The following is a 12,654-nucleotide window of genomic DNA, read 5'->3' as shown; positions in this document are numbered from 1 at the left end:
CTTTTGGGGCTCTTTTTGTTATCTGTTGCTTTATATACCAGTCTGTAAGTTCAGCTGTTCTGTAAGTCTCGCTCGTGGATAGGTCTTTCTACTGATAAAAGCGATTAGTAGCACATTCTATTTGCATAGTAGTAGTTGCGCCATGTCCAGGAAGCACCATACAGTCTTGGGCAAGCTCTGCTTTGAGCCTCTTGAGTGAGTGCATAAGCTCATCAAAGTTACCGCCAGGCAAATCCGTGCGCCCCGCACTTCCTGCAAACAGCGTATCACCCGTAAAACACAAACCTTCTGCGGTACCATGCCCCACCAAACACACACCACCACGCGTATGCCCAGGTGTCTCGATAACATAAAAGCTTGCAGTCCCCACGTTTATGATGTCACCTTCGGACAAGGTACCCGTGGGATGAGGTGGCAGGGACTCTCCAGGTCTGTGACCAGCAGCATGAGCAGATTGTGCAAGCTCCACGTCTTTCTCGTTCATGAGAAAAGCGGTGGAGGGACGCATGAGTTCTGCCACACCACCTACATGGTCCCCGTGACCGTGAGTAGCAACAATGGTGGTAATGTTTTGATCTGCTAGCTGTTCTGCCAAAGCAGCACCATCAAAACCTGGGTCAATAACCAAACACTCACCCTCTGACACATAGGCATAACAGTTGGTAGAAATAGGACCTACCACAAAACAATGAATGGTGTCATTACCATACGATGCAGTGCTGGTAAAACTAATAGACATACCCTGTCCTTAATCCGGCATTACAGGAACACTAAGCTGTGTGTTTTTACAACCTCACCTACTACAAGCACCCTAAAAACGACGTTTAAGCTGTTTGCTTCCCTCTCCTGGCAAGATGCGACGTGCATCATATACGCCTGAAACTCGGCCCACCGTTGCCAGCAGCGAATTAAGAATACTTGCATCAGAGATGGCAATAAGAAAACGCAAGCGTGCGGCACCACTGTCGCTTGTTTGCGTAGCAGCAGACAAAATGTTGGCGCCTGCGTCACCTAATGCAATGGTTACATCCTTGAGCAAGCCCATACGGTCGGTTGCAGCAACTACAATTTCTACTTGGAACTCGGTTGCACCCGATGTATCCCACTCAACATCAATCATGCGCTCAGGATGACGCATAAGATCGGTGACATTGGGGCAGTTGGCGCGATGTACTGAAACGCCACGACCACGCGTAATAAAACCAATAATTTGATCGCCGGCAACGGGATTGCAGCATTTAGATAGATGAACTAAAAGATCAGCATCGCCCTTAACCACGACGCCACAATTAGTGCGCTTTTTACGTTGCTCACGCGTTTGAGGCTTGGCAAGCTTGAGGGGCTTATCGCCATCCATAGCCTCTTTTTTGCGAGCCTCTTCCTCTGCTGCTTTTGCTGCCTCTGCCAGCCGCTCGGGGCTGCCCTCCATAAGGACAGCTTCCACGCGATTAGCAACCGATTTTGCCGTAAGTTTATTGGTGCCTATTGCAGCAAAAAGATCATCAACCGCATGGAAATCATACTGAACATATACGCGGTTAAGCGCCTTAGTAGTACGGGCATTAGAGATACCAAAACCGCGTTTACGCAGTTCACGAGCGAGTTCAGAACGTCCTGTTTCTGCATCATCAGACTTGCTAGCGGTAGAAAAATACTTACGGATTTTGGCGCGAGCAGACGGTGTACGCACCAAAGAAATCCAATCACGCGAAGGCTTGGAGTTTTTATTGGTAAGAATCTCTACACGATCACCAATTTCCAACGAGTAGGTAAGCGGTACCACAGAACCGTTAACCTTAGCACCAACACAATGATTGCCAACCTCAGTGTGAACCGCATACGCAAAGTCCAAAGGTGTAGCACCAGCACGCAAACTCATGACCTCACCCTTGGGAGTAAAGACAAAAATCTCATCCTCATAGAGGTCTACGCGCAAGCTATCGAGGTATTCATGTGCGTCATCAATATCTGCCTCAGCAGCCCAGTCAAGACTGCGGCGAATCCAAGATATTTGTGAGTCCACGCTTTTATCGTCATGAGAAAACTCACCCAATGAGTTGCCTGAGCGCTTATAAAGCCAATGAGCAGCAATACCGTATTCTGCCTGCTCATGCATTTCATACGTGCGGATTTGAATCTCAATGGGTCGTGCGTCGGGGCCTACAACCGTCGTATGCAGCGAGCTGTAACCATTGGGCTTAGGGGTTGCAATGTAATCTTTAAAACGACCTGGTAAGGGATGCCACAAAGAGTGAACAGAGCCTAAAATGGAATAACAATCGCTCACCGATTGAGCAATAACACGTAAAGCAATCAGGTCATAAATATCCGAGAATTGTTTGTCCTTGCGCTTCATTTTTTGGTAGATGGACCACAGATGTTTGGGACGACCGCTAATCTGTAGACCCGTAATACCTGTTTGAGCAATCTCGTCCGAAAGCACCTCAATAATAGCGTTAGTCTCGCGCTCACGCGCCTCATGAGAGTCTTGTACCATGCGCGCAATGCGGGTGTATTCATCGGTATATAAGTAGAAAAATGAAAGGTCTTCAAGCTCCCACTTAAAGGAACTGATGCCCAAGCGATCTGCCAAGGGTGCGTACACATCCATGGTCTCGCGCGCCTTGAATATGCGGCGATGTGGTGGCAAAGATGCCAACGTACGCATGTTATGTAAGCGGTCAGCAAGCTTAATAATCACTACGCGAATATCTTTAGACATGGCCAAAAACATCTTACGTAAGTTAAGCGCTTGCTTTTCATCCATGGAGTCTACCTCAATGGATGTAAGCTTCGTAACACCATCTACAAGCTCCGCGACCGTCTCGCCAAACTGAGCAGCAATATCACCAAGTGTGGCCGTGGTGTCCTCCACGGTATCATGCAGCAATGCTGTGCAAATAACGTCTTTATCCATGTGCAAGTTATTTGCCAAAATAAAGGCAACTTCGACAGGATGATTGATGTAAGGCTCGCCACTACGACGGCGCTGATTACCGTGAAAACGTGCGGCAAAATCGTAGGCATCCTTTACGGTTTGTAAATCCGCCTCATTTAGATACTGCCCACAGGTACGAAGCAACAAGCTGTAATTGTCCGCTTCTGGAATCTCATCCGTTGCAGGAACAAACAATCCCTCTTCAGTTGTACCTCTACCAGCACTTGTTTCTAATGTCATCCGCTTGGCCTCCTTTAGACCTCATACCCAAAATCTGGGGTAATGGGCCTGTTAATACGAGCCAAAAGCTCGTCGGTCGAAGCAGTCAGAACCCAATTCCTAAACTGCTCAAACTCTTCACGTGCGTGCTGACCTTCCAAATAGCGAATAGATTTCTCTAGGTCTACACGTACGGGCGATAGATTCATAACAATTCTGCGCGTTGTTCCATATCCAGTGGTACGCAACAGTCCCAACTCTTTAAAAATGGCAATGCCGCACGACACCATACGTTCATCCAGCTCTGTATGAGCATCACGCTCACGGGCAGCCTCCGCCAACTCTGAATTGGATAACGAGAAACCCTGTGTGGGTGCGCCGTCCATCTGAGCTTGGGTTTGCCCAGTCATATCCGATTGCACCTTTGCCTGAGCAATAAGCGTGCGATATAGCACCACGAGCGCAGTGCGGTCAGGAGCACCAGCCGCAAGCAAGCGTTCATTGATACGAGCATCGCGATCACCAAATAACACGTAAATCTGGGCAGGCTTTCCATCACGGCCAGCACGGCCAGACATTTGGTTAAACTCCACAGAACCAAAGGGCATATGGTACAGCACAACATCACGGACGTCAGGCAAGTTAACGCCCTCGCCAAACGCACTGGTAGCAACTATGCAGCACAGCTCTCCGCTTCTAAATGCATCCTCTACCTTAGAGCGTTCCTTGCGCGTGAGTCCAGCGTTGTAGAAGGAAATCTTATGCCCCAAATCAGGTACAGCACGACGCAACATACGAGCCAACATAACGGATTGCTCGCGTGAATTAACATACACGACGACCTTCTCGCCAGAAGCAACAAGATGGATAAGAGCTGCATCGCGATCTTGGGAATCACGCTCATCTTGCACACTCAGATTACTGCGCATGGAACGATCTACAATTACATGGCTTGCATCAATATGAGCAAGCGAGCAGATTTCCTGGGCGCTATCAGTATGCGCTGTAGCGCTTACTGCCAAGCATACGGGGTTATTAAGCTCTGCTAAAACACGCGGTAGCTCGGTATATGCACTGCGATTGCCACCCTTTGCCGTGCCAGCATGATGCGCCTCATCCACCACTATAAATCCCACACGACCAATGGATGCAAAGCGCTGAGAGTGAATGGCCAAAAACTCTGGTGTGGTGAGAAGAACATCGATTGCGCCAGAACGTGCGCCAATAAAGATGTCATCGCGCTCATCCAAACGGGTTTCTCCGGTAATCACGCGAATGTTCATGCCAATCTTCTCGAACATCTCGGTAAGATGATAGGCTTGATCGGCTACGAGCGCGCGCAGAGGAAATACAAAAATGCTGACGCGCTTGTGCAAAATAGCCTCACGCGCAGCATGCATATGAAAGATGAGCGACTTACCCCTACCAGTTGCCATAACACACAACGTAGAGTGACCCTGGGCTAATTGCTGCAAGGCTTGTGCCTGAGCAGGAAGCAGCGCATGCTGGCCAATCGTACACTGGCGCAGTGCCTCAGTAAGTTCTTCATACGACAATGACTCAAACGAACTACGCATATGGGTAATCTGCGCCTTGCTCTCATCCTCTGCCTTAGAAGTAGCGGCATCATTGGTGGAATGCTGGCGTACTACCACAACATTAAGGCCATAGCCTTTTTGTTCACTGTGCGTTACGGCAACAACCGCTGCTCCATACTTTGCCCCCGCTGCAATACGCGGGGCTAATGCCGCATTAATAGCAGGACGTAACTCGCCTAGTACCTCGCCCTGTTCTGTAGCCAAAACCAATGTCTTTTGCTCGTGCGGGGCTGTGGGATCAAACATGATGTCTAAAGGCTGACCAGCAAAAAGCTGAGCAATGGCAGCTTGTCGTGCGGGAGATTGGACCTGCATTGCAATGGTTGGGAAACTTGATGCCTCGGCAAGGCCCTCATATTCCCCGCGTGCCAAAATAGCATGAGAGCGCGAGAAAAGCTCATCGGCAATGGAGGGCATTGTTTGCGCCGCCGCAGCTGCCGCTCGATACACAATATCACGCACCATAAGTTTAGGCTTGGTACGTCCTTGCCACGTCTCACTCACAGCCTCAAAGACAAGGTTAACAGCACCGTCAAAATCAACTGCCTGCTCCACATTAGGTGCTCTAAACATAATTGCAGGAATAGAATGAATGCCATCTGTTGCAGTAAACCGTAGATGCTCACCTGCACTGCCTACGCGACAACAACTACGCATACATACGCCAGACGTAGCCAAGAGCGGCTTTTTGTTGCCCTGGCCAAAGGGCTGCAATACCTCAAGCGAGTTAATAGATTGCACGTCAAGCTCATGTAACTCAACAAGTGCAGTTACTTCCCCAGTGGAAACAAAATCATCCTCTGGAAGCTTAGAGAGCTCCTCCTCCATACGCAATCTAAAAGCATCAATATTGGCGGCATCTAAGGTAACACCCACGGCACCAGAATGCCCACCAAAGCGAACGAGCAAATCAGAACACTTGCTCACCGCGCTAAACAGGTCTACCGAGCCAACACTACGACCACTGCCACGAGCAATACCATCAGATATGGTAAAGAGTAACGACGGCACATGATAGCGGTTAACAATACGGCTAGCTACAATGCCTTTAACGCCTTCATGCCAGCCTTCACCTGCAATAACAATCACGCGGCCACCAGGCTCATAGGTAGCCTCAACCATAGCCATAGCTTCTTGTGCCAAGCTTGACTCAATCTCACGACGCATCTGGTTAATGCGCTCAAGCTCACCAGCCAAACGAGCAGCGTGTTCAGGATCTTGGGTAAGTAACAACTCAAGTGCTACATCCGTTTTACCCATGCGTCCCGCAGCATTCAAACGAGGAATAAGCGAGAAGGGCAATGAGTCTGAAGTAACAGCCGCTAAATCCACATGACTTATAGCACTAAGTGCCACAATGCCAGGGCGATTTGTTTTGCGTAGACGACGGATACCGTCATACACCAGTGAGCGATTTTCACCCACAAGAAGCATCATGTCAGAAATAGTTCCTAAACAGGCAATTTCTGTATATTCACGCCATAACTGCGGCATACCCAGTCTGCGGCTTAAAGCACATACCAACTTGAGTGCAACACCAGCACCTGCCAGCTCACGTGAGCAATGAGAGGGCTGTAGTTTAGGATCAACAACAGGCACACCCTGAGGAACTAAATCTGCAGGTTCATGATGGTCGGTAATGACAACATCAATACCCTGCTCAAGTAGCCAAGTAACCTCTTTAGCAGCAGAAATACCATTATCAACCGTAATGATAAGGTCAGGCTTGCCATCTTCCATTACGCGATCAAGCGCCGCAACAGACAAACCATATCCCTCATCAAAGCGATGTGGGATATAGGCACGTACTTGATTGGCGCCCATACGACGCAGTGCCAACGTAAGCAAGCAGGTAGACGTCATGCCATCTACATCAAAATCACCAAACACTGCAATGATTTTATCGGCAGCAATGGCCTCTACAATCTTGGTAACTGCTTGCTCCATATGGGGGATGGTATAGGGATCAAACCAGTCTCGATCTAAATCAGGCTGCAAAAAACGCTGAGCTTCTTCATTGGCATCAAAACCACGCGCCGCCATAACTCGAGCAACCAAAGGAGAAACGTTAAGTTGCGATTGAAGGCGCTGCTCAGCATTGGCATGAGGAGCCAAAACTTCCCAGCGCTTGCTCCCATCGAGCTTAGCCATTATTTTACCTCGGCAACAGTTTCAGTCTGAGCGCCAGAACCATACTTTGCCTCAAGCTTTTTCCACTTGGGCTCTTGGCTCTTCCAGATGCACAGCAAAGGAGAAGCTACGCCAAAGGAGGAATAGCCACCCAGCACCAAACCAATAGCCATAGCAAAGGCAAAGTCTTTGAGTGTTGCTCCACCAAACGCAAGCATGGCAGCTACAGGGACCAACGAAGTAATCGTAGTGTTAATGGTACGAACCAAAACCTCATTGATAGAGAAATTTGCAATTTGGTTATAGCTCCGATGAGCACTATCACCTGAACGCTTGGCATTCTCGTTAATGCGGTGGAACTCAACAACAGTGTCATACAGTGAATAACCCATGATAGTAAGCAAGGCTGCTACCACATTAGGAGTAAGCGCAGTTTGTGTCCAAGCATAAATGCCTATAGTAATAATGAGGTCATGCAGCAAAGATGCCACGGCACACAAGGCCATCTTGTACTCATAGCGAATGGCAATATAGGCAATGATTGCCAAAAGAGCAATACCAAAAGCCAAAGCAGAAGAGTGTGTTACGTTAGCCCCCCAATCAGGACCAATGGTAGTTACCTGATACGAGGCATCGGGCAGCGATAAGGCCTGTGCTGCTTGTTGCGCATGCTCAGTTGCTGTATTGGGATCAGTGGTGTCAGAACGTACCAAAAAACCAGCAGCACCATCCGTTAACGTAGTTTGAACAGTGGCATTGCCCTCTTGGGCATCTGCCAAGGCACTGCGCATGCGCTCGATAGAAATAGTCCCGGTATTGTAAAAATCAATCTCGGTACCACCACTAAACTCAATACCAAACACCAAACCCCGTACCAGCAAGCCCGCAAGAGACAAAACGATAAGTACGGCGGACACAGTCAAAAAGACACGACGATGCGTAATAATGGGCAACTCATGAGAAAAATGACTACGCACGAGTGGCACCTCCCTTCGAAGCTAAAACACCCTGTTTTTTGTTTGCCTCATCTATATCAGACGAAACACCCCAAAAACCAGGATGCTTTGCAATGGGGCCATGTGCCAAAAGACGCAGTGCAGGCGCTTTAAACATGAACATGGTAATAACGTCGCATACAATGCCCAAGCCAAGGGTAAGACCAAATCCCTTTACGGGACCAACCGCAAAGAAGAACAGAGCAAGCGCAGAAACCATGGTGACCATATCTGCATCAAGCGATGTTCCAATGCCATGCTTAACACCAGACAGCGATGCATTGCGTATACTCTTGCCCATCCTAATCTCTTCTCGAAAACGCTCTAAAACCAAAATGGAAGAGTCAGCTGCCATACCAATGGTCAAAACAATGCCAGCCAAGCCAGGAAGTGATAAGGCAAAGGCGCCAAAATGCGATAATGCAGCCAAAAGACCAAGGTACATCAGGGCAAATGCAAGCAAAGAACCAAGTGTTAAAATGCCCAAACCCTTATAGAACACAAACAGATACAAGATAACAACAGCCATACCCAAAGCAATGGCAAGAATACCCTGATGCAAAGAATCTTGACCAAGGGTAGGGCCAACAACGCGACTCTCTGAATAGTTGAGCGTAACGGGCAAAGAACCCGAGTCAAGCACGGTTTTAAGAGAACGCGCGGAATCGGCTGTAAAGTTACCAGAAATACTTACATTGCCATCAGTAATCTCATTTTGTACGGCAGGAGAAGACTTCACAACGCCATCTAACACAATGGCAATACGGCCGTTAGTAGGCGCAAGTTCACGCGTTACCTCTGCAAATTTCTTGGCGCCATCTCCCGTTAACGTCAAATTGACCACATACGCGCCCGTAGCAGAATGAGACTGCTGTGCTACCTGTACTGACGCAATGGAAGCTCCATCCATAAACGCAGAATAAGTGCCCTTTTTAAGCGACACGTTATCCTTATAAGCACTAAGCTGAGCCACTGCATCTGCGTCACCAATGGCATCCAGGCGCACAAACTCAAGATAGCCAGTTTTACCAATGGTTTCTACTGCCTGCTGTGCGTCTGTTGCACCCGGAATCTGAATAAGAATGGCGTTGTTACCCTGTTGTTGAACGGTCGCCTCAGAAGCACCCAATGAGTTTACGCGATTTTGAACAATAGACGTTGCCGTTTGCATGTCATTTGCACTTGGTGCAGATCCATCAGATTTGCTTGCAGTCATAATGACGGAAACGCCACCTTGAATGTCCAAGCCCTGTGTAATGCGCTCATTAAGTGGCATAAAACCAATCACGCACACAACACATATAACGAGAAGAGCTATGAGTGTTGCCACCCACTTACGCAGCTCTCTTGGTGCGGCAGACGTAGATGAACTCCTGTGACTGTGAGATGCTGAACCCTTATCCCAGCGATCAATTCCAGTCTTTAAGGAGTCCTGTGACTTTTTACGAGCCATAAGACAGTCTCTTTCAGGTTGTTAAGATATGGAGCAGAGCTGCCACATATCTAGAGCTATTTTCCAACCATTCATTATAGACGCATGATTGAAGAGAAAAGAGACTCAGTGTCTTTAAAAATCATCGGCAGCTGGACTATTCATCCAACTATCTACAAAATCACCGTAGGTACCTTCAATGATGGACGCGCGTGCTTTTCTCATAAGGTTAAGCAAGAAGTAGAGATTGTGCATAGAAAGCAAAATGGAACCAAGCATCTCTTTTTGGCGCACCAAATGGTTAAGGTATGCACGCGTATAGCCACCAGTACAAACAGGACAATCACAGGCATGGTCAAGAGGTGTGTCATCCGTGCTAAAACGGGCATTCTTAAGATTTAAGCGGCCTTCTGATGAGAAAGCTGTACCCATGCGAGCGGTACGAGTGGGCAATACACAATCAAACATATCTACACCACAGGCAACGCCGCGCACCAACGTAGTGGGATTTCCTACTCCCATCAAATAACGAGGTTTCTGCTTAGGCATGTATTCTGATACCAGAGGCTCCAACGTCTGGAACATGGTTTGGTGATCTTCGCCTACTGAATATCCACCAATGCCATAGCCAGGGAAATTGGCAACGCTCTCTAAATGATTAAGGGAACGCAAGCGCAAGTCCAAATCCATACCACCCTGAACAATGCCAAATAGAGCTTGGTCAGGGCGCGTATGCGCTTTCCAACAACGCTCCGCCCACATACTGGACAACTCAACCGCACGCTCCACAAACGGACGCGGAGAAGGATAGCCAGGACATTGATCAAGCTGCATACAAATATCTGAACCTAAACGCTGAGCAATAGCCATGTTGTCTTCGGGCGTCCAGCTAATCCAGCGACCATCATAGTCCACTGCTCTAAAACGAACTCCTTCATCGGAGAGCTTAAAAAACTCGCCATGACTAAACACCTGGAAGCCGCCAGAATCAGTCAAAATAGGATGATGCCACTGCATAAAATCATGCAAGCCGCCGAGCTTATCAATCATCTCTGAACCGGGGCGCATTTCACAATGGTAGGTGTTTGCCAAAACAACCTGTGCACCAATTTGCTCCAATGTCTGAGGCAAAATACCTTTAACCGTACCCTTGGTGCCAACCGGCATAAATAATGGAGTTTCTACGTCACCATGAGCGGTATGAAACACGCCAGCGCGCGCATGCGTTTGAGGGTCTTCTGCAATAATTTCGTAGCTAAACAAATCTGCCATGTGACGTGCTCTTCCATTTCTTGATACTCAAATATAGGAACATAAAAAATGCCTGGCACACAACGGTACCAGGCACCAGTATATATAAGTTGCGTTAGTTTACTCGCCAAAACCACTATCGATAAGAGCAATCAAAGCATCGCAAGCTTCCTGCTCATCAGGACCATCGCAGGCTATCTCTACGGTAACGCCCGTGCCAAGACCTGCAGCAAGAATCATCATAATGGACTTTGCATTTGCAGGAGCAGTGCCCTTGTCTACATCAGCAATAGTAATGTTGGACTGGTACTTCTTTGCTTCCATAACAAAGGCAGATGCAGGACGAGCATGAAGACCCGTTGCATTCTTAATAGTGGTCTGCTTAGAAACCATCTTTATCTCCTTTTATCCGTATATACGAAAAAAGACTAACTTCGATTCACTATCGTAGCAGAATTATGCAATAAACACGCGTAGGGATTTATAGTATATGCATACATTTTTTATATTACCCTGAGTTTGTAATATGTGACTTATATATCTACACCCTTCGCAGACGCAAGACCATTGGCAGAAACTCTTGCAGAACTTTACCCACACACTAGGTAAACCTAGCTCGTTCGATTACCCTATAGGTATAAGACTTTGTATGAAGGACGCGCAATGACAGACGAGTTCACTCATAATCCCGATACCACTACAGAAGACAATGCCGCACCAGACTCTCCTGCGCCTGAACCTGTATCAGAAGCCGCTCTGACGCCATCTGTAGCAGAGGACACTTCAATTGAAGATCTTAAAGAACCGCAGGTGCCAGATGAGCCTACCGAGAAACCCCTGGAAGAAGTAAGCTCAGCCATTAACAAAAGTATTTCTTCCGTAGCAGGCTCGCTTAATAAAGATGAGCTCACTAAGTTTGCCGATAAAGCACGTGAGACTATCTCAATAGGTGCAAGCCAAGGTGCTCATACGGTTATGGAAGGTTTTGAGGCGGTGCGTGACGTGCGCCGAGCCGCCAAGCAAACGGATGCTGCGCGCACACGCTTGAAGCAAGTCCACAGTGAACTTGACGAGACTAAAGCTCTTCTCGCCCACCGTGAGGACGTAGCCCAAAACTACAAAAGCATCATTGAAGATCAAACTGCACTGCGTACTGAAGCTCAAAATCGCATGAACAAGCTAGGTGCTCAAATTGCAGATAAGCGCGCCGAAGAGGACAAGCTCAGACAACAACTTACCGAGCTTCGTGAAACCAACAGACAGGATTTGCGGCCTTATAAGGCTCAGCTTGAACAGGCACGCGATAAGGTAGATGAGGCAACTAAGGTTGTGGCAGATGCCAAACGCGCTCTTAAAGGAGCTGAGTCTCAACAAAAAGAGGTGATAAGCCGCCGTGATGAAGAAATTGACCACGTTAATCAATCCATCAAGAAATCCACAGCTCACATCGAAGCATTACATGAAGAATTGGCAACGTTGACCGCTGCAGACACGCTTGATGAGAAGGCTCTTAAACAAACGCGCAAAGCAATCTCTAAAGAAGAACGTGCTCTCGATTGTGCTCATACTGAAATTAGCGAGATTACAGAACGACATCGTCGTGCTGTAGAAAATGCACTTACGCATGTATATACACAACGCAATTCCCTCGATTTTGCCCAGGAAACACTTGAAGATGCCAAACGTGAAGCAAACGAACATAAAGCAACCTATGACAAACTTTATAAAGATGCACATGGCCGCGAATCTGAAGTAGACAAGAACTTAGCCGCACTTGCTAAAGCCATTGCAGACACCAAAAAACAGCTTGATGAAGCAACTGCCAGGCGTGATGCTGCGCAAGCACTCATTGATGAAGCAGAAGACATTCACGCAACGCCAGAGCGGACAGAAGAGTTGCGCAATACGATATGTGACACACAAGCCGCTATTGAGGTACAGCAACGCCAGGTGCAAAACCTCGAGAAGCGCGAGGCAAAGCTGCGTGAAAAAACAAAACAGCAGCGCTCTGTATTTATTGGTGTGCTATTTGCTGCAAGCATTGTTATTGTGCTTATATTGCTGTTTGTAACACATATTTTTAAGTAAAAA

At 47.8% G+C, this 12,654-nt stretch carries 8 protein-coding genes; 1 reads left to right on the top strand and 7 read right to left on the bottom strand.

Annotated elements, in window-relative coordinates; genetic code table 11:
* Window positions 1-88: 88 nt before the first annotated feature.
* From SPD80_RS02050 to SPD80_RS02020, 7 genes are all read right to left on the bottom strand, one after another.
* Window positions 89-739: an MBL fold metallo-hydrolase gene (locus tag SPD80_RS02050; RefSeq protein ID WP_320605076.1), complete on the bottom strand. Its 651-nt coding sequence runs from the start codon at window positions 737-739 to the stop codon at window positions 89-91.
* A 72-nt stretch (window positions 740-811) separates the two neighbouring features.
* A complete protein-coding gene (locus SPD80_RS02045; protein WP_320828272.1) occupies window positions 812-3,178 on the bottom strand; it encodes a bifunctional (p)ppGpp synthetase/guanosine-3',5'-bis(diphosphate) 3'-pyrophosphohydrolase in 2,367 nt (788 codons plus the stop codon).
* A gap of 14 nt (window positions 3,179-3,192) precedes the next feature.
* Complete coding sequence (gene recJ, locus SPD80_RS02040) at window positions 3,193-6,906, bottom strand: single-stranded-DNA-specific exonuclease RecJ (RefSeq protein ID WP_320605080.1); 3,714 nt, start codon at window positions 6,904-6,906, stop codon at window positions 3,193-3,195.
* Complete coding sequence (secF, locus tag SPD80_RS02035; protein ID WP_320605082.1) at window positions 6,906-7,862, bottom strand: protein translocase subunit SecF; 957 nt, start codon at window positions 7,860-7,862, stop codon at window positions 6,906-6,908. Before secF ends, recJ begins: the two co-directional genes overlap by 1 nt.
* Window positions 7,855-9,333, bottom strand: a complete 1,479-nt coding sequence (gene secD / locus SPD80_RS02030) for a protein translocase subunit SecD (RefSeq protein ID WP_320828270.1) — start codon at window positions 9,331-9,333, stop codon at window positions 7,855-7,857. Before secD ends, secF begins: the two co-directional genes overlap by 8 nt.
* Before the next feature lie 114 nt (window positions 9,334-9,447).
* Window positions 9,448-10,584 (bottom strand): tRNA guanosine(34) transglycosylase Tgt, encoded by a 1,137-nt coding sequence (gene tgt / locus SPD80_RS02025; RefSeq protein ID WP_320604261.1) that lies wholly within the window; start codon window positions 10,582-10,584, stop codon window positions 9,448-9,450.
* 99 nt (window positions 10,585-10,683) lie between these two features.
* Window positions 10,684-10,956, bottom strand: a complete 273-nt coding sequence (locus SPD80_RS02020) for an HPr family phosphocarrier protein (protein WP_028264519.1) — start codon at window positions 10,954-10,956, stop codon at window positions 10,684-10,686.
* A 270-nt stretch (window positions 10,957-11,226) separates the two neighbouring features.
* On the opposite strand from SPD80_RS02020, the gene SPD80_RS02015 reads away from it, so the two are divergent.
* Window positions 11,227-12,651, top strand: coding sequence for a hypothetical protein (locus SPD80_RS02015; RefSeq protein WP_320828268.1), 1,425 nt, complete (start codon window positions 11,227-11,229; stop codon window positions 12,649-12,651).
* Window positions 12,652-12,654: the final 3 nt, after the last annotated feature.

The organism is Atopobium sp., assembly GCF_034113385.1.
Lineage (GTDB): Bacteria > Actinomycetota > Coriobacteriia > Coriobacteriales > Atopobiaceae > Atopobium.
This window is presented reverse-complemented; position numbering and strand designations above follow the sequence as displayed.

Bases quoted from the DNA above. Each gene is read 5' to 3' on its own strand.
- secD (WP_320828270.1), bottom strand. From the start codon at position 9,333: ATGGCTCGTAAAAAGTCACAGGACTCCTTAAAGACTGGAATTGATCGC.
- SPD80_RS02015 (WP_320828268.1), top strand. From the start codon at position 11,227: ATGACAGACGAGTTCACTCATAATCCCGATACCACTACAGAAGACAAT.
- SPD80_RS02020 (WP_028264519.1), bottom strand. From the start codon at position 10,956: ATGGTTTCTAAGCAGACCACTATTAAGAATGCAACGGGTCTTCATGCT.
- SPD80_RS02045 (WP_320828272.1), bottom strand. From the start codon at position 3,178: ATGACATTAGAAACAAGTGCTGGTAGAGGTACAACTGAAGAGGGATTG.
- SPD80_RS02050 (WP_320605076.1), bottom strand. From the start codon at position 739: ATGTCTATTAGTTTTACCAGCACTGCATCGTATGGTAATGACACCATT.
- tgt (WP_320604261.1), bottom strand. From the start codon at position 10,584: ATGGCAGATTTGTTTAGCTACGAAATTATTGCAGAAGACCCTCAAACG.
- recJ (WP_320605080.1), bottom strand. From the start codon at position 6,906: ATGGCTAAGCTCGATGGGAGCAAGCGCTGGGAAGTTTTGGCTCCTCAT.